The sequence below is a fragment of the Exiguobacterium sp. PFWT01 genome, from assembly GCF_018255795.1.
Classification (GTDB): domain Bacteria; phylum Bacillota; class Bacilli; order Exiguobacteriales; family Exiguobacteriaceae; genus Exiguobacterium.
The window spans coordinates 219,572-240,369 of sequence record NZ_CP073755.1 but is presented as its reverse complement, the minus strand read 5'-3'; the positions used below and the strand labels follow the sequence as shown (position 1 = coordinate 240,369).

Here is a 20,798-nt window from a genome sequence, read left to right as displayed (position 1 = left end):
TGAGGACATCCATAGGAAAAGAGGTTAAGCAGATGAATGAATCATTCCAAGCACTCGTGCTAGACCAACACGAGGAACGCCTTCATGCCGAAGTAAAAGAAGTGAACGCCGACGTCCTTCCGAAAGAAGAGGATGGAAACGTCTTAGTCGAAGTCCACTATTCCGCATTGAATTATAAAGACGCGCTCGGATTGACGACTTCAGGAAAAATCGTCAATCGCTATCCGTTCATTCCGGGATGCGAATTCGTTGGAACTGTCGTCGAATCAGACCACCTCGACATCAAAGTTGGCGATGAGGTGATTGCCACTGGTTTCGGGATTGGGGAACGGCATTTCGGTGGATTTAGCCAGTATGCGCAAGTGCCGGGGAAATGGCTCGTGAAGTTACCGAAAGGAATGAGCATGCGGGATGCGATCGCCATCGGAACACCAGGACTCACCGCCATGCTTTCCATTGATGCACTCGAACACGCTGGTGTGCATCCGGGTGAAGAAGTGCTCGTCACAGGCGCGACAGGTGGTGTCGGAAGCTTCGCGATTACGTTGCTTCGTCGCCTCGGCTACCATGTCGTCGCCTCCACCGGCAAAACAGATTCACCATACTTACGCTCACTCGGTGTCGAGACGATCATCGATCGAAGCGAATTAGAAGGCCCTGCCCGTCCCCTCGCCAAGCAACGTTTCGATGCCGCCATTGATTCGGTCGGTGGAAATACACTCGCCAACATCTTGAGTCAGATACGATATGAAGGTGCTGTCGCCGCATGCGGTCTCGTCGGAGGCGCCGAGTTGCCAACGAGCGTCTATCCGTTTATCTTACGCGGCGTGAAGCTCATCGGCATCGATTCGGTCATGCAACCCATGGTTCGTCGTACGAACGCATGGGAACGTCTCGAAGAACTCATCGATCCGAAAGTTCTCAATGAGATGATCCATGAGATTCCGTTACACGACGTCCCTCGCCACGCCGAAGCGATGATGCGTGGCGAATTGAGCGGTCGTACCGTCGTCCGCCTTCGCTAAGCACATGAAAAGAGGCTGAATCACTCACGATTCAGCCTCTTTCCTCTCTATTCTCCATGGTGTGAAATCAGATGGTGAATCCGGCAGGTGCGTCTTTCACGACAACGAGTACCTTCCCTTGATCTAACTTTTCTTCGAGACGCTCTGATTCTTCTTTTGTGAAGCCGAGCTCCTGAAAATCGGCTCGCAGTTCATCTCCTTTTTTGCGGAACACGTTTTTGGCAGCTGTCCCCAAACCGACGTCACTTGCCGAGACGGTGTTCGCATCGGCATTATCCGCGACACGTTTGCTCCGGTCATCGTCATGTGTGATGACGTAGATGTTGGATTCATCAATCCCATTTGTTTTCATCGATTGAACGGCGGTAACGACTTCTTCATCATTTGTAAATTCTTTGTACAAAACTGACATGTCTATTCTCCTCCTTCAATTCTACTACATTACTAGGTATTACCTTCCTTCACATTCTTCACACATTAAAAAACGATGACAAACGTCATCGTTTTCAGCTTGTTGACAAATAAGATGTTCGAACTCGTCCTTCCGGCGCCCACGCTTTCCGCAGGCAATCCCGGAGCCGCATCGCGACTCAGGTCGCTGCTGGGTCTCCGTCGGATTGCTTTCCTGCAGGAGTCGGGGCGCCGTGGGACGAGTCACACGAATGGTCGCCACCTTTGGCGGCCATTTGTCTTTTTCTGAGGCCTCGATGGCCGAAGAAAAAGCCCGATACATACTTCGAACCCTTACAAACGGGGAAAGAAGAAGGTAAACACCAAGTTCGCCCGTCATCAAAAGGAGGAACCCGATATGTATCGCGCCCATTCTGAGAAACGACATGAACCGATCCAGTCGAAGACCACGTTGGACCAGCTGGTCCCGCAGGATCATCTCGTCCGGAGACTCGACCGTCACATCGACTTCTCGATCGTGCACCGGCTCTGCGCCCCGCTCTATTCGAACACCGGGACGCCCGGCATCGATCCGGAGATCATCATCAAGATCATCCTACTCGGACCCCTGTTCAACATCCGTTCCGTGCGCCAGACCGTGAAGGAGGTTCAGACGAACCTCGCCTATCGCTGGTTCCTCGGTCTCGGCATCGATGAGAAGGTTCCCGACCATTCGACGATCAGCCAGGCCTACCGCCGACGCTTTCAGGGGAACGACGTGTTCCAACAAATCTTCGAGGACATCGTCCGACAGGCGGAATCTCACGGTCTCGTCTCCGGACGCATCCTGATCACGGATTCCACGCACATCCGGGCGAACGCGAACAAGAAGAAATTCGACACGGTAGAGGTCGAACGGGTCGTCGGTGCGATCGAGGACGAGCTTCTCACCCGCGTGAACGAGGAACGGGCCGAACGCGGAAAAAAGAACTGAAACCGGCATCTGAGAAGAGGGAGCGCCGGCTCGTCAAGATGAGCCGGACCGACCCGGATGCGGGATACATGTATCGTGACCAGAAGCCGGAAGGCTTTTTCTGGCTGGCGCATCGGACGGTCGACGCCAAGCACAATTTCATCGTCGATGTACACGTCACACCCGGGAACGTCTCGGACAGCACCGTCTATCTCAATCGGCTCGACCATGTCCTCGAACGTTTCCATTTCCCGCTCGAGGCGGTCGCACTCGATGCAGGCTACTTCACGACCGGGATCGCGAAGGCGCTCGTCGAACGGGGCATCTTCGGGGTCATCGCCCGGAGGCGTTTCGGTGGGAAGAAGGGGATGTTCCGCAAGACCCGGTACACGTACCTGCCCGAGGAAGATGCGTATCTCTGTCCGGCGCGACAGCGCCTCACCTATCAGACGACGGACCGCCACGGCTATCACCATTACGTCTCCGACCCCTCCATCTGTCAGAACTGCCCTCTCCTCGAGAAGTGCACGTCCAGCCGGACGCACCGAAGGGACATCACACGCCACGTCGATGAACATTACCGCGAGCAGGTGAACGAGAACCGCCTGTCCGCGTCCGGGAAATCCCTCTACCGACTGCGGCCGCAGACCGTCGAGCGCTCGTTCGCCGATGGGAAAGAGCTCCACGGGCTCCGTTTCACCTTCTACAGGGGGACCGCGAAGGTCCAACGCGCCAATCTGGTGGCAGCCACCGCACAAAACATGAAGAAGCTGGCCAACCTGTTGGCCAGAAAGGACCGTCTACATAACATTTCTTCAATCTTTTGTCGGGCAGAACGCCTCAAGCTCGTTGAACATAAAAAAAGACGAACCAAATCGCCATATGCGATTTGGTTCGTCAACAGCCTGAAAACGATGACAAACGTCATCGTTTTGTTAAACGGCAGGCTCTTGGCCTTTTCGTTTTTTCAATTCTTCCAATAAAATGTTCGATTCATTGAATGGAATTGACTGTCGACCGATTCGTTCAATGTGGTCATGTCCTTTTCCGACGACCACGACACGCTTTCCTTCTAACGCTTGCGTGGCCGCATGTCGAAGGGCCTCTTCCCTTGCTTCAAACGTCACATACTTCACATCTGGTTGGATACCTTTTACTAAATCACGAATGATTTGTTTTGGGTCTTCCATGCGGACATCATGTACGGTGACAATCACCTCGTTCGAATAGCGACTTGCGATACGTCCCATATCTTGACGTTTCGTAGGATCACGGTCTCCTGCCGCACTTAACACGACGACAAGTGCACGGTCGTCTTGTTGCAATGTGGATAGACATTTCTCTAGCCCGTCTGGTGTGTGGGCATAGTCAATATAAATCTCAGCATCCTCTGTAGCCAAACGTTCCAACCGCCCTTTTGGCAAAGTGAGTCCTGGAACATTTGAAACGATGGTTCGTAACGCCATATCCGAAGTCGACACGAGCCCGATTGCCGCTGCTAAGTTCGCCGCATTGAACGCCCCCATGAATCGAACGGGCACTTCGAGTTTGAACTCCTTCATCCTGACGAGTACCGTCTCGTCACGCCAGATGACTTGTACATCAGCCTCTAAATCTACTGTCGTGCTATACATAATCGCTCGACGTGTCGGCGCAAACTCAGCCATGACATGACTAGCCGGATCTTCCGCATTTAACACGATCGCCTCACCGTTCGTCACTTCCACCTGTTCAAACAATCGCGCTTTGGCTCGGGCATACTCATCCATCGAACGATGGTAGTCCAAATGGTCATGCGTCAAATTCGTAAACGCGGCCGCATGAAAGTGGATTCCCGCTACGCGACCTTCCATCAAGGCATGCGATGATACTTCAAGTACGCAATCCGTGACGCCTGCATCGACCATCTCTGCTAAGATGCGATGTAAGACGACGGCTTCTGGTGTCGTATTGGCTGTCTCAATCGTTTGATTATGAAAACGCGCGCCAATCGTACTCACGATTCCGGCACGACGTCCTGAAAGACGCAACAAGTCATAAGTCAATGTCGCTGTCGTAGTTTTTCCATTCGTTCCTGTCACACCGTATATACGCATCCGATGAGAGGGGTAATCATAAAATACACTCGCAACCGCTCCTGCCGTTTGTTTCGTATCGGCAACAACCACATTTGGTACATCGAGATCGAGTGGATATTCTGAGATGACCGCACTCGCACCGTTGGCGACGGCGTCTTCTGCGAACTTATGACCGTCAACCGTATAGCCGCGAATGCAAATAAAGACATTCCCTGAACTGACCTTCCTAGAGTCCGTTTCGACTCCGGTCACCCATGGATCAAAGATGTCATCCATCTCATTTTGTAAAATGGCGGATAAACGTTTCGTTCTCATGCTGTGTACGTCCTTTCTCATGGGTGTCGCTAGGTTCATAAAACCTTATCGTCATGTTACTAGATTTTAACGGCAATTGAGATGACAAATATATTACTTCCCGTTTTCAAAGGAAAGCAATCACTTCACAAAAAAAACCTAGACGTTTCATTCACGTACTAGGTTCCTCTTCCTTAAATGCTAAGTGATGTTTTAATAGCTCTAGCTCAAGGACGCGAAGGGCATTCGGTCCGATTCCATGCCAACTCGCAACCTCACGGCGTGTATAGGGACACAATTCATGCAGAGACTCGATTCCTTTAGCGACTAGTGCCCTTTTAGCTGGCGCTGCTAACGTTGGTAAAGCAATCATCCAATCTCCGCCTTTCGCTTTCTAAATCGTTCGTTGATGGGAAGACAGGCAAGAACTTGCTCGATTCGAAACGTTCGTCTCGCTTGTTTATTCAAATCCCATGCCACCACGTACTCTCCTTGCACTTTAATCAGTTTGACCCGCCGCTCTGAAAATGTCCCATGTCGATCGACATACACCATTTCTGTGACTTGTCCCGAACGCATCCATCGTAACAATTCTTCTCTCATCCTGTTTTCCCTCCTTTATTTTCATTATACAGAACATTTGTTCCCATTTCTATTGATAAGCTGTTCGCTGATTCAAATTTCGATTATGATGAAGGAAATCAAATGAGAGAGGAAAAAAACGATGACTTATGTATTGTTACTGATCTTGGCTGCCTTTTTATTTGGGGCCATGATTTTCGCTGCACTGGCGTTACCAAACCTTCGCAACATTTTATTCAATCGTGGCAGTCTGTTCAATCAACAGAGTGAGACCGTCACTTGTCCGAAGTGTAAAACATCATTTAAACGCGCGCCGGGAGATGCACAGACTTGCCCGAATTGTTATCACACGTTTTGAATCGTTGTAGGGTATGCATATTCGACCGCTATTCTTCATATTCCTTGGTTTGAACGGGAGCAAATGAGTGAAAGAACAGAGAGGATGCTTTATCTGAGTAAAGTTCCTGATTCTTTTATCGTTGAAACCTTCATTCCATACGAAAGGAGTTGCATATGCTTCCTACACTCGATGAACGCCTGGTCGATCAAATCCGTCTTAAAAATCGCCAAGCCTTAGAACATTTATACACGCGCTATGAAAGTTTGCTTTATCGATATGCGCTTCATCTGAATAACCATCCTGCAACTGCAGAGGCGGCCATGACCGATTTATTTTGTCGGATTTGGCAACAACGTCTCGACTTCAATCCACATTCCGAAACGATTCGTGCGACCCTCATCCGTTCTTTAGAGGAAATCATGCACTATATGAAAGAGGACAAATCAGATTCCAATACTTCTAAAATCCCTTCTGCATAAGGTTTTGTTGTCATCTCTGGATACATCTGTTTTGCCTGTTCGGTCGCATTGCCCACTAAATAGCCTTTTCCAACATGCGCTAACATCCCAAGGTCATTTCCACTGTCGCCGAACGCATACGCATCTTTACGTGAAAAGGAAGCAGTGGCGCATACATATCGAACACTGGATTCTTTCCCGGCATGGAGCGGGTAAAAATCAATATCCCATGCATCCATCGGATCACCTGCCTTCGGATTGCATCGGCTGATATTGACGGCAATCCCTTCTTGATCAGCTAGCATGCGAAATGTTTCACTCCAAGACCCGATTTGGTCACGGAGGTAATAACTCCGGATCCAAGGACTCGTCCCAAAACCCGGTTGCGCCTCTAGTTCAACCTGCATCTGTCCAATCTGTGACGCAACACGTTCCACACGAGATACAAAGTCACTTGGGAATGACGCTTGATACGGTTTTTCTAAGGAAAACGTTCCGTCTAGGTCAATCCGATACAATTCCGTACCTAAACTTGAAGCGATACGGTGTGGCCAAAAGCGAAGGTTTGCCTGCTCAACTTTTTCACGTAGCGATTCGAGTGAACTACCCGTCACCCACATCGTCGACAATTGATGGGAGTAGCGTTCCAATAAGTCTTCGAGCCGTCGAACGGATGCCAATTGATCTGGTGTACATGCATGAGGAAAGTAGGTTTCATCAAAATCAAAGCATACGAGGGTGTGTCCTTCATTCGTAAATCGCTTCATAATCTCGTCTCCTTATCGTTTTCTCTTTCTCCTATAGTACAATGAAACAAAGGAGGCATCTTATGATTTCACGACTCGCTCAGACTTATTGCCAATTGAGTAGCTTGTTTACCGGATTCCTTATTGTCTTTTCTTTTCTTTTTGGCATTCGCACATACTTCTTTTGGGCGACGGTGAGCGCTCCCTTAACCGCAATCGGATTGATGCTGATGACGGCGATTGGGCTAAGTGTCATCACCTACCTTCTTTCAGAGAAATTAAGATTATTCATCTATTCGAAGCTTCCGGATCAAGCAGTGACATGTTCAATAAATAGTCACACAAAATAGGCATCCATTTTTCGATTTTATACGTTAGATCAATACAAGGGACATCCCTTCTGCGCAAAGGAGTATGTTATGACTGACTTAGAGTTATATGAGCGTGTCAGGAAAAAGGACAAAGAAGCGCTCGAAATATTGTATGATCGATACGAACGCATTTTATACGCATTTGTCCTACAACTGACAAAAGATCGTGATTTGGCCGAAGAAGCCATGCAAGAAGTATTCATCAAGCTTTGGCGTGGCGGAGGCGTTTACGATGAGTCAAAAGGAAAATTTCGTTCTTGGCTCTTCACAATGAGCCGTCATGTGGCCATTGATTTAATTCGGAAGCGTAAACCGGATTTACAATTAGATGAATCTTACGCTGAGGCCATCCCTTCCGACTCACCGTCCGTCGAGAAAGAAGTCGAGTGGCAAGAAGAGCGCGCCCAAATCGAGACAGCCATGGCCACATTACCAGCCGAACAACAGCAGGTCGTTCGACTCATGTATTTTCAAGGATTGAGCCAGCAAAAAATTGCTGATGCATGTGGCATCCCGCTCGGAACGGTAAAAGGAAGGATTCGACTGGCGCTGAGGCAACTGAGGAAACAGTTATCCCATGAATTCATCGGAAAGGAGGTAGAACAATGAACGCATGCGACCAATTGATTGACTACTTCAACCAACATTTAACTGAAGAAGAGCGAATGAAATTTGAACAACATCTGGCAACGTGTAAGGACTGTCAAGAAGAGCTCGAACAACTTGAAGCTCTTGTCGGTGGCGTCGCGTTCTTGTCTACTCCGACTGAGCCACCCCGAGGCATGAAAGCGCGTGTCCTCGATCGTGTATTCGAAGAAGAAGACAATGAACCCGTCACAATAACCGACACTTCTACATCAGTTCCACCGGCGACACCGTTCAAACAGAAGAAGAAACGGAACGTACCGGTCTGGGGAATGGTCGCTTTAGCAGCGGCACTCCTTCTCTCCTTGATTGGGAATGGATATTTGCTTACCAATCAACCTGATGCCCCTGGCATCGCATTAACCGAAACGATTCCACTCGACGGCGAATCTGAAGGGACCGCTTATCTTGCAGAGCAGGACGGGACGACACAACTGATCGTCCAAACGAACGGCCTAGCCTCACTCGATGCCAATGAGGTGTATCAAGTATGGCTCTTAAAAGATGGTGCCCCGATTCCGACCGGCGCTTTCGTCACCGATGACAAAGGGAACGGGACGGTCATCTACACACTCGACTCGGATGAAGTCGACGTCGACTGGGATACCGTCGCCGTCACAAAAGAACCGAATCGCGGAAATGAGACGCCACAAGGTGAAATCGTCTTAAGTGCCAGTCTTTAATCATTGAACCGGACACATTCGTTGTCCGGTTTTTTGATATGATGAACTAAAGGAGTGAATGGGATGCAAAAACCAAAAATCGGTATTGTCGGACTTGGAAATATCGCTCAAAAAGCGTATTTACCCATCCTTTCGATTCATCCTCGAATCGAGGTGGTCGGCGCCTTTTCCCCGAACACATCTAAGCGAGACATGATTTGCCAAACGTATCGAATGACCTCGTTCGACACGTTGAATGAACTCGCCTCATCCATCGATGCAGCGTTCGTACATAGTTCAACGGAAACCCATTATGACATCGTATCGTATTTATTAGAGCACGGCGTCGATGTTTATGTAGATAAGCCTCTCGCCGAAACAATCGAGGAAGCGGAACAACTCGTCATTCAAGCTGAACGTCTTGGGCGTAAATTGATGGTCGGGTTCAATCGACGTTTCGCTCCGCTGTATATGCGTCTTCAAAGCGAGTCCTCTGTCCACATGATTGACGTGGTAAAACATCGAGAGAACGATGTCGGTCCTAAGGATGCGACCTTCACCTTACTCGATGATTACTTGCATGTCATTGATACGTTACGTTTCCTCGCTGGTAATGAGCTCACACTCGTCTCGGGTCACGTCGACGTCAATGACAAGCATGAGCTTCGATTCGCCCGCCACGTATGGCAAGATGAGCACGGAATGCACACGACATCGATGCATCGCACGTCCGGAGCGAACCATGAGCACGTCTCGATTGTACGGGATGGGGAACGATTGTCCGTCGAAGAGATGGTCACGCTACATCGTTTCAAGCACGGTCGACATGAAGTCGAAACGTTCGGTTCATGGGACACGACACTCGTGCAACGAGGATTCCAAGGCGCGATTGACCACTTCATTTCCGCACTCGTCGAGGATACAGCGATTTTAACAGACGGTCGTGTTGCCCTTGAGACACAGCGGCTTGTCACGAACTTAATCAACTAAAGGAGGGATACACATGGATTTCTTTTTCTACATCATGGTCATGGTGATTGTCGTTTCATCGGTCGGCGCCAATACAATCATTAAAACGAGAGAAGCGCGTGTCGAAGAGCGTCGCCTAAAAATTGAAGAAGAGAAGCTCGCCATCCAACGGCTTGAACTCGAAATGAAACGCGAACAAGACAAACTTGATCATCATGGATTTTAATCAAAAGCGGTCACCCTCCAAAATGAGGGCAACCGCTTTGTCGTTACAGATGACGGTTTGAAATCGGCAGTTGTTGTCGCCGTTCCGCGAGCGTCGACCACGTCACGGCCGTCATGATACAACCGGCACCGATAAAGAAATTCAGATGGAGCGTTTCATTCAAGACGAGCCATCCGAGCGTCCCTCCGACCAAAGGCTGGAAGAAGAAAAAGAGTGACCCGACACTCGCATCCATCAACTCGAGTCCTTTGTTCCAGAAGAAGAACGCCCCTGCCGTCGACACGACACCGATATATAGGACACTGAGCCAAAGGACACCATTCAATTCTGGAAAGCCGTTTTGAATGACCTCTATACTCATCAAAGGGGTCATCAACAACCAGGCAACTCCAATCGCAAACGTCGTCAGTGTCAACGTCGATAAGGTCTGTGTTCCGATTTTGACGTAAATGGACATGAGCGCCCACGTCACGGCGGCTAATACGAGTATAAAACTGCCTAAGCGATACGTCCCTTCCCCTTCCCAACCGACGACGATGAGAACACCGACCGTTGCCAACCCAAGCGCTCCAACCTTGACAGGAGTCAGTCGTTCTTTCAATAAGATTCGGGCAAATAAGACCATGAAAGCTGGTGTCGCTGCGGTCACAAGGGAGCCGGTATGTGCATCCGATAGCTTCGTTCCGATAAATTGAAACGAAATCGAAGCGACGTATCCAATGACGCCGACGAGTCCGATCCACTTCCAATCCGCCCGTCGAATCGATTCCCGTCCAAACCGAAACCAAACGACGAAAAGGACCATAAATGCAACAGCGTATCGTAACCAGACGAACGTGAACGGTTCAATATATGCGAGCGCATATTTACTGACCACATACATCCCGCCCCATATACTCGCCGCAAGGGTCAAACTGAGTGCTCCTAGCCATTCTTTCCTCATTTCTTCGCCTCCTCGATGGCGACTATATACGACATCCTTGCTTCCATTTCCTTTATTTTCATTGTCAGTCGTAAGAAAAACGCTTACAATCAAGACATAGATGAATGAAAGGAGGGAGAAAGGTGAAATTTGTCGGACGTACGCATTGGACAACTGAACATTTGTACATTTTGCGTGCGATTTTTCACGATGTCGCTTAATCAAGGGACCCGTCTGTCCTTTTTTAGACATTGCTGAATACACGACAAAGCGCCTCTCTCTTTCTAAACCGAGCGCTTCTTTGTGCTCGGTTTTTTTGATAGGCCCTAACTTTAGGAGGAACCTATTATGTTGATCGATCTTCAACACATTCAAAAACAATACGGTGGGCACACCGTTCTCACAGATGCGAATTTATTCATGAACGAAAACGAACGAGTCGGTCTTGTCGGCCGAAACGGCAGTGGCAAAACGACGCTTTTACGAATCCTTGTCGGCTCTGAAGAGCATGACGCCGGTACGATTTACCGCCGACAACGACTCTCTATCGGCTATTTGGTGCAGCTTCCTGACTACCCTGGACGCAGTGGTCGTGACGTCCTCTACACTGCGTTTGAGGAAGTGATTCGTCTAAGCGAAAAGATGGCTCGTCTCGAGCAAGAAATGGCGACGTCCGAACAGCTCGAACGCCTTCTCGAATCATACGGTGCTATCCAAGAACAATTCGAACATGCGGGTGGATATGTCTACGAGTCAAAAATCAGCGCAATGATTGATGGACTCAAATTGACCTCATTCGTGGACCAACCGTTCGATACGCTAAGCGGGGGCGAGCGTACAAAAATCGGTCTCGCCCTGGCGCTCCTTCAAGAACCAGAACTACTCATTTTGGACGAACCGACGAACCATCTAGATTTAGAAGCGATGACTTGGCTCGAATCCTATTTACAGGATTACGATTCAGCGCTCCTCATCGTCTCCCATGACCGGGTCTTCTTAGATGCGGTCGCCACACGAATCGTCGAGTGCGAGGATGGAGAATTGACGAGTTATCCTGGGAATTATACGGACTTCGTTGCCCAAAAAGAAAAACAGTTGCTTGACCAGTTTCACGCTTACACGGAGCAACAGAAGAAAATTAAAAAAATGAAAGAAACGATTCGACAGTTGCGGCAATGGGCCAACGAGGGCAATCCGCCGAATGAAAAGTTCTATCGTCGCGCCAAATCGATGGAAAAGGCTCTCGAACGAATTGAACGAATCAAACGACCACAACTCGAAGCCGAGCAACCGAATATCCAGTTCACGACGAACGGGCGAACCGGGCGCGACGTCTTCGAAGTAAATGACGTGACACTTATCTATGATCGTCCTCTGTTTGAAGACGTGCACTTCTACACAGGGCACGGGGAACGCGTCGCCATCGTCGGACCGAACGGGAGTGGAAAGTCTTCGTTTTTGAAAATATTGCTCGGTGAAGTTATCCCGCAAGCCGGAACCGTAAGGCGAGCCGACCAAGCCAAAATCGGCTATCTATCGCAACACATCACATTCGACGAATCTCATCGCTTAATCGAGGCGTTTCGGGATCGGATTGCAGTCGATGAAGGCAAAGCGAGACACCTTCTCGCTCAATTTCTGTTTTACGGCGCGAGTGTGTTTAAACCGGTCACGAATTTGAGCGGCGGGGAGAAGATGCGACTCATGCTTGCCATCCTCGTCCATGAAGAAATCAATGTCCTTGTCCTAGATGAGCCGACGAACCACCTCGATATCGAATCGAGAGAGGCACTTGAAGAGGCACTCGAACGTTTCCCTGGAACGGTCGTTACGGTTTCCCATGACCGCTACTTCTTGAATAAGCTGTTCCCTATCACGTATTGGCTCGACGGGACGATGACACGTTTCGAAGGTAACGTCGCCTATGCCCTCGACAAACGTGGACAGGAATCGAAAGATGAACCTAAAACGGAACACATCAAACGATCAAAATCGCTGAAGCAGACGAAACCCGCTCCATCTACGGTTGATGAGGAAACTCACCTGACTCAATTAGAGACAGAACATCGGGCACTGCTCCAACGGATGAATGAATTGGATGACCTTGATGAATTGATGGCGTTACAACGACAAGTTGATGCATTGCAAAAAGAAATCGATGACGTGATGACACGTTTGCTCGAATCTTTATAACCTAATATAGAGAAGCGGCACCCAATCAAGGGCGCCGCTTCTTTTGCTCGAATCGAATCTGTATGAAATAGCCGATGACCGCGATAGCCATCAACCCAATTGGGAGTATGCGGTAAAGACCTTCCATCGTTCCCGTTGTCAAAAGAATCACTCCACTAAGGAACGTTCCGAACCAATATAGCTTTGGCATATAATCCCTCCATCGGTTGCATTCACTCAATAGGATACCACAAGAAAAGCGCCCTCACTCGGCGCTTTTCTTGATTCTCTAGTCCCCGGACTTTCATCCAACCAAGCCCTTGCTCGATTGACCGTCCCATCCATGATTTGGTTCGACTAGAGATGTCCAAGCCAACGTGACGCATCATTCCAATCCGTTCATCGTCCATTGGTTCACCAATTGTTTTTCATTCGAAAACATGAAATCGAATAGGTGACTCATAGACATTTTGATTGAATGGGCACGAGAGGACTTGGCACCTATGATGTCCACTTCTGACGCGGATCATGTGGAATTCCGTATACAAACAGTCTGTCTGGTATGCTTGCTCGTATGGCAAGCAGAGGCCGACGCATCATCGTTTGGAATACACGATTCACGTTCATATGGACTTTGCCCATCCCTTTCATCCATAAGCGACAGGTGACGAAAGTGCCTCCCCGTTCCCCGACTCATTTCAGAAAGTGAATGGTTACATGTATACAATATCCGTTTTAAGTGAGATTCAATCCTCGTTCACGATTTCTCCATAATCCAATTCACACATAATGCGTCAGCGCGTAAGCGACCCCGTCCTCTTCTACATCCTTTGTAATATGCGTGCTCAAATCTTTTAACGGATCCACAGCATTCCCCATCGCAATCCTTGTTTCTGCCACTTCGAACATCGACACATCATTCAGATTGTCTCCGATGGCGACGACATCACGCATCGGAATCTGATAATGCTCAGCTAGCTGTTTCAAGGCTGCGCCTTTACTCGCATGAGGATGTCCGATTTCAATTTTCGTCCACCCCGCAGTCGTAATCAAAATATCGTTCCGTGGTTCATAGATTTTACGCAACCGGTGTAGCTTTCGGCGATCGAACGAATAGACAAACACCTTGTACACTTCATCTCGTGCAAAGTCGATGTCTGCCATCGAATCCATATATGCCAGACCGAACTGCTCATTTTGGATTTCAATCTCACGTTCCGCCCACTCACGGGTGAACGATTGATCATGTGGCAACACCTCATTGAGTTCCCGTTTTAATAAATCACTCCCTGAACGGAGTACTTTCACTCCCGCATTCGTATAAAATTCGACGTACGCATCATCTGCGTTCGCGATTTCCCATAGCTCGTCTACAACCGTTTGATCCATCGCATGATAGTAAATTCGCTCGTTCTCATAAAACCCGATTGCTCCGTTACCTGACAAAATCGGACAGACGAGGTCACTTCGCTTCAACAGCTCCTCGATATCATGAATCGAACGTCCTGAACAAATCGTGACGATATCACCCTGTTCTTGCCGACGACGAATCGCCTCCTGGTTTGCCTTTGTGATCACGCCCGTGCGCGATAACAGCGTCCCGTCTAAATCAATCGCAATCAATTTCATATCGTTCCCTCCTCCTTAGTTCTTTTCCCGATTCAACTGCGTAAAACACGATGAAGGGAATACCAATGTGTATGATGTCTACCTGCCCTCGTTGTTTGTTGACTTCCTTATGTCCGATTGCTACGATTTTGACAACGTACAAGCTTTAAAGGGGGAATATGGGGAGATGAACGATTTCACACGTGCTTACGCACAACAACTAGACAAACAAGACCCGCTCGCATCGTATCGGGAAGAATTTTATTTACCGGAACACGGGATTTATATGGATGGGAATTCACTCGGTCTCTTATCGAAACGAGCCGAGCGCACACTCCTTGAATCACTTGCGGACTGGAGAGAGCTCGGGATTGACGGCTGGATGTCCGGTCGCCATCCTTGGTTCAACTTGTCCGAAGAGTTGGCCGCACTGAACGCGCCGCTCATCGGTGGAAAGCCGGAAGAAGTGATGGTCACTGGTTCGACGACCGTGAACTTGCATCAACTTGTCGCTTCGTTTTTCAAACCAGAAGGCAAACGAACGAAGATTTTGGCAGACGCCCTCACGTTCCCGTCTGATATTTACGCCTTGAAGAGTCAGCTCGAACTTCGTGGACTCGACCCATCAGAGCACCTCGTCCAAGTCAACAGTCCAGATGGGCGCTTCTTGGTAGAAGACGACTTGATTGCCGCGATGACTGACGAAATCGCCCTCATCGTATTACCGACCGTCCTCTATCGGAGCGGTCAGATTTTAGACATGCCTCGTCTGACGAAGGCGGCGCACGAGCGTGGGATTTTGATTGGTTTCGATGCCTGTCACTCCGTCGGTGCCATCCCTCACGACTTCCATGATTGGGGTGTCGATTTCGCATACTGGTGCAACTATAAACATTTAAACGGGGGTCCGGGAACGGTCGGTGGCTTATTCGTACATGAACGTCACTTCGGCACGACACCTGGACTCGCCGGCTGGTTCGGTTCGCGCAAAGATAAGCAGTTTGATATGGATCATACGATGACACCTGCCGAACATGCCGGCGCATTCCAAATCGGAACACCACACGTTATGAGTCTTGCCCCTCAGCTTGGCGCGCTTGAGATGTTCAACGAGGTCGGGATGGAAGCGATTCGCCAAAAATCACTCGCGCTCACGACGTATATGATGGACTTGATCGAAGAGATGCTCGCACCACACGGATTCTTCATCGGTAGCCCGACGGACACACGACAGCGTGGCGCTCATTTGAGCCTCGAGCATCCGGAGGCGGCACGTATCTGTAAGGCATTGAAGAAACATCACATCATCCCAGATTTTCGGGCACCGAACATCATTCGTCTCGCACCGGTCGCATTGTATAACACGTTTACCGACGTGTATGACGTGATCGTGACGTTGAAGAAAATCATGGATGACAAAGAATATGAGGCGTTCGAGAACGTCCGCGAAGTGGTCGCATAAGGGGGAACTGTCATGAGTGAACGCACGGAACATAAAGTAGAAAAATCGATTCAAACGGATTTCTCAAAAGACATGTCGTATGGGGACTATCTCCAGCTCAACCCGATTTTATCGAGTCAGCATCGCCTTTCCGACCATCACGATGAGATGCTGTTCATCATCATCCACCAGACGAGCGAGTTGTGGATGAAGCTCATCTTGCATGAATTGACAGCAGCCACGGCGGCCATCACGAACGGGGAGCTCGAGCGTTCGTTCAAGATGCTCGCCCGCGTCTCGAAGATTCAGCAGCAACTCATCCAGTCATGGGGCGTCCTCGCGACGTTGACACCGGCCGAGTATTTAGAGTTCCGAGACCAACTCGGCTCGTCCTCTGGTTTTCAGTCTTACCAAAACCGACAGATCGAATTCGCACTCGGCTTCAAAAACGCACGGACGCTCAGTGTTTACGCACACGATAAAAAATTGTATCCATTACTCGAAGGCTCGCTACAGGCTCCTAGCATTTATGATGTGACGGTCCGCGAAATGCATCGTCGGGGTCTATCGATTGATGCGAGCGTGCTCGAACGTGATGTCACCCAGGATTGGGAATGGAATGAAAGTGTCGAGAAGGCATGGGTCGAAGTCTATCGAGATGTCGATACGTATTGGGACTTATATGAGCTCGGTGAAAAGCTACTCGATATCGGGAGTCAGCAACAGATGTGGCGCTTTAACCACATGAGTACCGTGGAACGCATCATCGGACAGAAGATGGGGACAGGCGGCTCGTCTGGCGTGAACTACTTGCGTCGCGTGCTCGATCATCGCTTCTTCCCAGAGCTTTGGACGGTCCGGACATCACTATAAGAGGAGCTGAATGCAATGACTTGGATTGATGTATCACAGCCACTTCATGCCGATGTTGCGACATGGCCGGGAGATACAAAATTTTCGTATGAAATCGCGTGGCCGATGGCAGAGAGTGGTTCCGTCAATGTCGGGAAGATGACATTGAGTTTACATCTCGGGACCCACATCGATGCACCGTTTCATTTTGACGACCATGGGAAGCGCGTGATTGACCTCGATCCGTCCGTATATATCGGACCAGCCCGTGTGATTCATCTACCGCATAAGGCAAAGATTGAATCATCTGATTTGGATGGTCACGATTTGACTGGGGTGGAACGCCTCATCTTAAAAACGGATGGTTGGCCCGATAAGAGCGTCTTCCCCGAGACGATCCCTGAACTGACACCTTCTCTTGCCAATCTTCTCGGAGAACTCGGAATCTTCTTGATTGGACTCGACTTACCGTCCGTTGATGCGATTGACAGTAAAGAGATGGACGCCCATCACGCATTAGCACGAAATGGTGTGCATATCCTAGAGGGACTCGTTTTAGACAATATCTTACCGGGAGATTATGACTTGAATGCCGTTCCGCTCCCACTCGTCGAAGGGGATGGAAGCCCCGTTCGTGCATTGCTTCGTCCTATATCGTAAAGAGATAGCCGGAATCGGCTGTCTCTTTTTTGATTAGACAGGGATAGTCTGACGTTTGGCGAAATAGATGAGAAACTCTATTTGAAGAGAGGACATTCGATGAAGATTCTATTATTATCTGGCGGTGATGGAAAAAGACTATGGCCACTTTCGAACAATTCGAATGCCAAACAATTCATTCGTTTATTGCCTAGCAGAGGTGGAACGAAACAATCAATGCTTGAGAGAGTTTATAATCAACTAAAAACACAAGATTTAGACACTAACGCTTTCATTATCACAAATGTTCAGCAAAAAGATTGTGTCATTCATCAAGTTGGTACAGATACTAATATCATTTCCGAACCAACTCGTCGTGATACATTTCCCGCTATCGTTCTCGGGGCAAGCTATTTAAACGAGCAACATGTGCCTCTGGATGAAACGGTACTTGTGATGCCGGTCGATGCTTACGTCGACCTCCGCTTCTTTGAATATTTCCCTCAAGTCGATGAAGCAGTCCAAGCGAACGATGATGCTTTGCATCTAATTGGGGTCACACCCCTTCATCCGACATCAAAATACGGATATATCGTTCCAGACGAGACGGCCCAAATGTCCTCGGTTCGCCTATTTCAGGAAAAACCGACCGTCGATGTAGCAGAACAGTTGATTGGACAAGGTGCCCTTTGGAACTGTGGAATCTTTGCTTGCAAGTTACATCTGTTACTTGATGAACTAGCAGAACGAAACTTACCGACAACTTATTCAGACCTCACTTCACGCTATGACGAATTAGAAAAGACTTCGTTTGACTATGCCGTTGTCGAACATGCAGAGTCGGTATTCGTTCACCGCTACGATGGCGATTGGAAAGACTTAGGAACATGGAACACATTGACTGAAGAAATGACGTCCACAACTCACGGTCAAGTCGAACTGTTCGAATCGACGAACACACATGTGATCAATGAATTGAACCTTCCTTTGATTGGGATTGGGCTAGAAGACCTTGTCGTCGCCGTCAACGCGGATGGAATTCTCGTCTCGAAGAAAGAGGCGACCCCGCAGCTGAAAGATTATCTCGCCTCATCCGACGACTATCCAAAATTCAAATGGAAGCGATGGGGGCAGTCGGAAGTCATCCATCATGAGACACTCGCCGATGGGCATCACAGTGTGACACGTCGCATGCTCGTTCAAGCAGGGAAAGAACTCAGTTACCATTATCATGAAGAGACCGATACAATTTGGACGATTCTCCAAGGCACAGCAATCGTGACGATTGATGGAGAATCATTTGAGGTAAGACCGACCAATGCCATCTCAATTCAACGCGGAAAAGCACATATGTTAAAAGCAAGCGAAACCGTCATTTTAATAGAAGTGCAGTACTCTTTAAAATATATGAACAACGATACACAATTTCTCATTTCCCCATATAAATAAAAATGACCTCACGAGCTCTACCCGAAATCAAGGCATCGTGAGGTTTCTACTTACTTATTTGATTAATTCGAGTTCGACCGGAATGTTTTCCTCTACTGTTTCACCTTTCAGGTGGTTGATTGCCGCTTCTACACCCAACTTCCCAATCTCAGCTGGTTTTTGGGCAACCGTTGCTGCCATCGTCCCACCTTCGACCGCTTTGACGGCATCGTCTGTCGCATCGAATCCGATGACTTTCACGTCACTCATTCCAGCCGCTTCGAGTGCTTGAACGGCACCGAGTGCCATCTCATCGTTATGTGCGAATACAGCGACGATGTCTTTATTGTCCTGTAGGATGTTCTCCATGACCGTCAATCCTTCTGCACGGTCAAAGTTTGCCGATTGTTTTGCCACGACTTCCAATTTCCCATCGATGGCTTCGTTGAATCCTTGTCCGCGGTCACGTGTCGCAGACGCTCCTGGAATCCCCTCGAGCTCGACGACTTTTTGCCCTTCGCCTACGAGTTCGACCATGTAGTCACCCGCCAACTGTCCACCTGCGACGTTATCTGATGCCACGTGGGCGACGACGTCCCCTGTTTCAGCGTTACGGTCTACCGTGATGACGGGAATGCCCGCATCGTTTGCTGCCTGTACTGCCGCGCCGACCGCTTCTGAATCCGTCGGGTTGATGAGAATCAAATCCATCCCCTTTTGAATCATATCTTCGACGTCATTCACTTGCTTCGCCGCGTCGTTTTGCGCGTCCGCTACCGTCAACGTCGCATCCATTTCGTTCGCCTGTTCTTCTGCGCCTTCTTTCAGTGCGACGAAGAACGGGTTGTTCAATGTTGAGATCGATAAGCCGATTTCATAATCGCTATCTTTCGTTTCCGTTTCAGACGATGACCCCGGTTGTTCAGTCGAGCAAGCTGCCATCAGTACCATTGTCAGTGCGAGTAGCCAAGCTGTCCATTTTTTCATGTTCCGTTTTCCCCTTTCGCGTGTTACGCGTTTTGTCGACGATCAAGCAATACTGCAAACAATATAACTGCACCTTTTACGACGAGTTGGAAGAAAGATGATACGCCGAGAAGGTTCAATCCGTTGTTGAGCGTTCCGATGATCAGTGCCCCGATCAACGTCCCGACAATCCAACCTCGACCACCCGCTAGGCTCGTTCCCCCGAGAACGACCGCTGCGATGGCATCGAGTTCGTATGATGTTCCTGCCGTCGGTTGTGCGGAATTAAGGCGCGATGTCAAGATGATGCCGGCGAGTGCCGCAAGCATACCGGATAGAGAGTAGATCATGATTTTGACTTTATTGACGCCAATCCCCATTAATTTTGCCGCTTCTTCATTTCCACCGATTGCGTACGTGTGACGACCAAATGTCCTCTTCTTCAAGATGAAATACAGGACACCGAATGCGAGTAGCATCGTCAATGCCGGTACTGGAATGATCCAAAAGTAGCCGCGTCCGAGCATCTCGAACCAACCGGAATTCCCGAGACCCGTAATCGGTCGTCCGTCTGTATAGACGAGCGTCAAGCCCCGATAAATGGTCATCGTAGCCAATGTCGCGATGAACGGTGCCACTTTCCCGTACGTGATGACCGCCCCGTTAAAGGCCCCGAGAACGGCACCTGCAATCAAGCCGAGTGCAACGGCCATGACGGCATGTTGACCATCCACCATCATGCCTGCCACTAATGCAGAGGCGAGCGCTAAAATCGACCCGACCGATAAATCAATCCCACCTGTCAAGATGACGAATGTCATCCCGAAGGCAATCAAGGCATTGATCGACACTTGGCGGAGTACGTTGAAGATATTATTTAATGATAAAAATCCTGGTTCGAGCGCCGTCACGACGACAACGATGACGAGCAGACCAAACAGCGGTCCTAATTTTTGCCCCCATCCGAGTCGACCCGGGCGCTTCAGTCCGGTCGTTGCTTTCAATTCCATA

Annotated in this window: 23 protein-coding genes and 1 pseudogene; 13 read left to right on the top strand and 11 right to left on the bottom strand. The window is 49.1% G+C overall.

Going from position 1 to position 20,798, the window contains the following annotated elements:
* Positions 1 to 32 precede the first annotated feature (32 nt).
* Positions 33 to 1,025, top strand: a complete 993-nt coding sequence (locus KD909_RS01430) for an MDR family oxidoreductase (RefSeq protein ID WP_211782136.1) — start codon at positions 33 to 35, stop codon at positions 1,023 to 1,025.
* 67 nt (positions 1,026 to 1,092) lie between these two features.
* Here KD909_RS01430 and KD909_RS01425 read toward each other — a convergent pair whose 3' ends face one another.
* A complete protein-coding gene (locus KD909_RS01425; protein ID WP_012727532.1) occupies positions 1,093 to 1,437 on the bottom strand; it encodes a YflT domain-containing protein in 345 nt (114 codons plus the stop codon).
* 396 nt (positions 1,438 to 1,833) lie between these two features.
* On the opposite strand from KD909_RS01425, the pseudogene KD909_RS01420 reads away from it, so the two are divergent.
* Positions 1,834 to 3,179: pseudogene (locus KD909_RS01420) on the top strand (IS1182 family transposase); the annotation flags it as partial.
* 144 nt (positions 3,180 to 3,323) lie between these two features.
* On the opposite strand, the gene KD909_RS01415 reads toward KD909_RS01420, so the two are convergent.
* The 3 genes from KD909_RS01415 to KD909_RS01405 all read right to left on the bottom strand — a co-directional run bounded on the left by KD909_RS01415 (position 3,324) and on the right by KD909_RS01405 (position 5,363).
* Positions 3,324 to 4,781 carry a UDP-N-acetylmuramoyl-L-alanyl-D-glutamate--2,6-diaminopimelate ligase gene (locus KD909_RS01415; protein ID WP_211782135.1) on the bottom strand — a complete coding sequence of 486 codons (1,458 nt, stop codon included), beginning with the start codon at positions 4,779 to 4,781 and terminating at the stop codon, positions 3,324 to 3,326.
* A 151-nt stretch (positions 4,782 to 4,932) separates the two neighbouring features.
* Entirely contained in the window at positions 4,933 to 5,133 is a 201-nt protein-coding gene (locus KD909_RS01410; RefSeq protein ID WP_211782134.1) for a helix-hairpin-helix domain-containing protein, read from the bottom strand.
* On the bottom strand, positions 5,130 to 5,363 hold the full coding sequence (locus KD909_RS01405) for a WYL domain-containing protein (RefSeq protein WP_012727535.1): 234 nt from the start codon (positions 5,361 to 5,363) through the stop codon (positions 5,130 to 5,132). Before KD909_RS01405 ends, KD909_RS01410 begins: the two co-directional genes overlap by 4 nt.
* Before the next feature lie 121 nt (positions 5,364 to 5,484).
* On the opposite strand from KD909_RS01405, the gene KD909_RS01400 reads away from it, so the two are divergent.
* On the top strand, positions 5,485 to 5,700 hold the full coding sequence (locus KD909_RS01400) for a hypothetical protein (RefSeq protein ID WP_012727536.1): 216 nt from the start codon (positions 5,485 to 5,487) through the stop codon (positions 5,698 to 5,700).
* A gap of 155 nt (positions 5,701 to 5,855) precedes the next feature.
* Positions 5,856 to 6,161, top strand: a complete 306-nt coding sequence (locus tag KD909_RS01395; RefSeq protein ID WP_211782133.1) for an RNA polymerase sigma factor — start codon at positions 5,856 to 5,858, stop codon at positions 6,159 to 6,161.
* On the opposite strand, the gene KD909_RS01390 is transcribed toward KD909_RS01395, so the two are convergent.
* Together KD909_RS01390 and KD909_RS01385 are read right to left on the bottom strand one after the other, a co-directional pair.
* Positions 6,107 to 6,907, bottom strand: coding sequence for an HAD-IIB family hydrolase (locus KD909_RS01390; RefSeq protein ID WP_211782132.1), 801 nt, complete (start codon positions 6,905 to 6,907; stop codon positions 6,107 to 6,109). The two genes, KD909_RS01395 and KD909_RS01390, sit on opposite strands and share 55 nt — an antisense overlap.
* Positions 6,908 to 6,992: 85 nt before the next feature.
* On the bottom strand, positions 6,993 to 7,142 hold the full coding sequence (locus KD909_RS01385) for a hypothetical protein (RefSeq protein WP_211782131.1): 150 nt from the start codon (positions 7,140 to 7,142) through the stop codon (positions 6,993 to 6,995).
* A gap of 163 nt (positions 7,143 to 7,305) precedes the next feature.
* Between KD909_RS01385 and KD909_RS01380 the strand changes: the two genes are divergently transcribed.
* The 4 genes from KD909_RS01380 (at position 7,306) to KD909_RS01365 (ending at position 9,759) form a co-directional block, all read left to right on the top strand.
* The gene (locus KD909_RS01380) at positions 7,306 to 7,866 is read left to right on the top strand and encodes an RNA polymerase sigma factor (RefSeq protein WP_211782130.1); all 561 of its coding nucleotides are present in this window, start codon (positions 7,306 to 7,308) and stop codon (positions 7,864 to 7,866) included.
* Positions 7,863 to 8,585, top strand: a complete 723-nt coding sequence (locus tag KD909_RS01375) for an anti-sigma factor (RefSeq protein WP_211782129.1) — start codon at positions 7,863 to 7,865, stop codon at positions 8,583 to 8,585. The genes KD909_RS01380 and KD909_RS01375 overlap by 4 nt, the downstream gene beginning before the upstream one ends.
* Before the next feature lie 63 nt (positions 8,586 to 8,648).
* A complete protein-coding gene (locus tag KD909_RS01370) occupies positions 8,649 to 9,554 on the top strand; it encodes a Gfo/Idh/MocA family protein (RefSeq protein WP_211782128.1) in 906 nt (301 codons plus the stop codon).
* 13 nt (positions 9,555 to 9,567) lie between these two features.
* A complete protein-coding gene (locus tag KD909_RS01365) occupies positions 9,568 to 9,759 on the top strand; it encodes a hypothetical protein (protein ID WP_074035480.1) in 192 nt (63 codons plus the stop codon).
* 43 nt (positions 9,760 to 9,802) lie between these two features.
* Here the strand turns inward: KD909_RS01365 and KD909_RS01360 are convergent, their stop codons facing one another.
* Positions 9,803 to 10,702 carry a DMT family transporter gene (locus KD909_RS01360; protein WP_211782127.1) on the bottom strand — a complete coding sequence of 300 codons (900 nt, stop codon included), beginning with the start codon at positions 10,700 to 10,702 and terminating at the stop codon, positions 9,803 to 9,805.
* Between the two features lie 327 nt (positions 10,703 to 11,029).
* Between KD909_RS01360 and abc-f the strand changes: the two genes are divergently transcribed.
* Complete coding sequence (gene abc-f / locus KD909_RS01355; RefSeq protein WP_211782126.1) at positions 11,030 to 12,874, top strand: ribosomal protection-like ABC-F family protein; 1,845 nt, start codon at positions 11,030 to 11,032, stop codon at positions 12,872 to 12,874.
* A 25-nt stretch (positions 12,875 to 12,899) separates the two neighbouring features.
* Here abc-f and KD909_RS01350 read toward each other — a convergent pair whose 3' ends face one another.
* On the bottom strand, positions 12,900 to 13,064 hold the full coding sequence (locus tag KD909_RS01350; protein ID WP_167365511.1) for a hypothetical protein: 165 nt from the start codon (positions 13,062 to 13,064) through the stop codon (positions 12,900 to 12,902).
* A 569-nt stretch (positions 13,065 to 13,633) separates the two neighbouring features.
* Positions 13,634 to 14,482 (bottom strand): Cof-type HAD-IIB family hydrolase, encoded by an 849-nt coding sequence (locus tag KD909_RS01345; RefSeq protein WP_211782125.1) that lies wholly within the window; start codon positions 14,480 to 14,482, stop codon positions 13,634 to 13,636.
* 166 nt (positions 14,483 to 14,648) lie between these two features.
* On the opposite strand from KD909_RS01345, the gene kynU reads away from it, so the two are divergent.
* The 4 genes from kynU to KD909_RS01325 all read left to right on the top strand — a co-directional run bounded on the left by kynU (position 14,649) and on the right by KD909_RS01325 (position 18,842).
* Entirely contained in the window at positions 14,649 to 15,923 is a 1,275-nt protein-coding gene (gene kynU, locus KD909_RS01340) for a kynureninase (protein ID WP_211782124.1), read from the top strand.
* Positions 15,924 to 15,935: 12 nt separating this feature from the next.
* Entirely contained in the window at positions 15,936 to 16,775 is an 840-nt protein-coding gene (kynA, locus tag KD909_RS01335) for a tryptophan 2,3-dioxygenase (RefSeq protein WP_211782123.1), read from the top strand.
* Between the two features lie 15 nt (positions 16,776 to 16,790).
* The gene (gene kynB / locus KD909_RS01330) at positions 16,791 to 17,414 is read left to right on the top strand and encodes an arylformamidase (protein ID WP_211782122.1); all 624 of its coding nucleotides are present in this window, start codon (positions 16,791 to 16,793) and stop codon (positions 17,412 to 17,414) included.
* Positions 17,415 to 17,513: 99 nt separating this feature from the next.
* Positions 17,514 to 18,842, top strand: coding sequence for a sugar phosphate nucleotidyltransferase (locus tag KD909_RS01325; RefSeq protein WP_196431379.1), 1,329 nt, complete (start codon positions 17,514 to 17,516; stop codon positions 18,840 to 18,842).
* Between the two features lie 54 nt (positions 18,843 to 18,896).
* Here the strand turns inward: KD909_RS01325 and rbsB are convergent, their stop codons facing one another.
* Complete coding sequence (gene rbsB, locus KD909_RS01320; RefSeq protein ID WP_211782121.1) at positions 18,897 to 19,808, bottom strand: ribose ABC transporter substrate-binding protein RbsB; 912 nt, start codon at positions 19,806 to 19,808, stop codon at positions 18,897 to 18,899.
* Positions 19,809 to 19,831: 23 nt separating this feature from the next.
* Positions 19,832 to 20,797 carry an ABC transporter permease subunit gene (gene rbsC, locus KD909_RS01315; protein ID WP_211782120.1) on the bottom strand — a complete coding sequence of 322 codons (966 nt, stop codon included), beginning with the start codon at positions 20,795 to 20,797 and terminating at the stop codon, positions 19,832 to 19,834.
* Position 20,798 lies beyond the last annotated feature (1 nt).

What these genes read in the sequence shown, in the direction of transcription:
- KD909_RS01400 (WP_012727536.1), top strand. Translation starts at nt 5,485, where the DNA reads ATGACTTATGTATTGTTACTGATCTTGGCTGCCTTTTTATTTGGGGCC.
- kynB (WP_211782122.1), top strand. Translation starts at nt 16,791, where the DNA reads ATGACTTGGATTGATGTATCACAGCCACTTCATGCCGATGTTGCGACA.
- KD909_RS01390 (WP_211782132.1), bottom strand. Translation starts at nt 6,907, where the DNA reads ATGAAGCGATTTACGAATGAAGGACACACCCTCGTATGCTTTGATTTT.
- kynA (WP_211782123.1), top strand. Translation starts at nt 15,936, where the DNA reads ATGAGTGAACGCACGGAACATAAAGTAGAAAAATCGATTCAAACGGAT.
- KD909_RS01410 (WP_211782134.1), bottom strand. Translation starts at nt 5,133, where the DNA reads ATGATTGCTTTACCAACGTTAGCAGCGCCAGCTAAAAGGGCACTAGTC.
- KD909_RS01370 (WP_211782128.1), top strand. Translation starts at nt 8,649, where the DNA reads ATGCAAAAACCAAAAATCGGTATTGTCGGACTTGGAAATATCGCTCAA.
- rbsC (WP_211782120.1), bottom strand. Translation starts at nt 20,797, where the DNA reads ATGGAATTGAAAGCAACGACCGGACTGAAGCGCCCGGGTCGACTCGGA.
- KD909_RS01380 (WP_211782130.1), top strand. Translation starts at nt 7,306, where the DNA reads ATGACTGACTTAGAGTTATATGAGCGTGTCAGGAAAAAGGACAAAGAA.
- KD909_RS01430 (WP_211782136.1), top strand. Translation starts at nt 33, where the DNA reads ATGAATGAATCATTCCAAGCACTCGTGCTAGACCAACACGAGGAACGC.
- KD909_RS01325 (WP_196431379.1), top strand. Translation starts at nt 17,514, where the DNA reads ATGAAGATTCTATTATTATCTGGCGGTGATGGAAAAAGACTATGGCCA.
- KD909_RS01395 (WP_211782133.1), top strand. Translation starts at nt 5,856, where the DNA reads ATGCTTCCTACACTCGATGAACGCCTGGTCGATCAAATCCGTCTTAAA.
- KD909_RS01365 (WP_074035480.1), top strand. Translation starts at nt 9,568, where the DNA reads ATGGATTTCTTTTTCTACATCATGGTCATGGTGATTGTCGTTTCATCG.
- KD909_RS01425 (WP_012727532.1), bottom strand. Translation starts at nt 1,437, where the DNA reads ATGTCAGTTTTGTACAAAGAATTTACAAATGATGAAGAAGTCGTTACC.
- kynU (WP_211782124.1), top strand. Translation starts at nt 14,649, where the DNA reads ATGAACGATTTCACACGTGCTTACGCACAACAACTAGACAAACAAGAC.
- abc-f (WP_211782126.1), top strand. Translation starts at nt 11,030, where the DNA reads ATGTTGATCGATCTTCAACACATTCAAAAACAATACGGTGGGCACACC.
- KD909_RS01360 (WP_211782127.1), bottom strand. Translation starts at nt 10,702, where the DNA reads ATGAGGAAAGAATGGCTAGGAGCACTCAGTTTGACCCTTGCGGCGAGT.
- rbsB (WP_211782121.1), bottom strand. Translation starts at nt 19,808, where the DNA reads ATGAAAAAATGGACAGCTTGGCTACTCGCACTGACAATGGTACTGATG.
- KD909_RS01350 (WP_167365511.1), bottom strand. Translation starts at nt 13,064, where the DNA reads ATGCCAAAGCTATATTGGTTCGGAACGTTCCTTAGTGGAGTGATTCTT.
- KD909_RS01385 (WP_211782131.1), bottom strand. Translation starts at nt 7,142, where the DNA reads ATGACACTTAGCCCAATCGCCGTCATCAGCATCAATCCGATTGCGGTT.
- KD909_RS01375 (WP_211782129.1), top strand. Translation starts at nt 7,863, where the DNA reads ATGAACGCATGCGACCAATTGATTGACTACTTCAACCAACATTTAACT.
- KD909_RS01345 (WP_211782125.1), bottom strand. Translation starts at nt 14,482, where the DNA reads ATGAAATTGATTGCGATTGATTTAGACGGGACGCTGTTATCGCGCACG.
- KD909_RS01415 (WP_211782135.1), bottom strand. Translation starts at nt 4,781, where the DNA reads ATGAGAACGAAACGTTTATCCGCCATTTTACAAAATGAGATGGATGAC.
- KD909_RS01405 (WP_012727535.1), bottom strand. Translation starts at nt 5,363, where the DNA reads ATGAGAGAAGAATTGTTACGATGGATGCGTTCGGGACAAGTCACAGAA.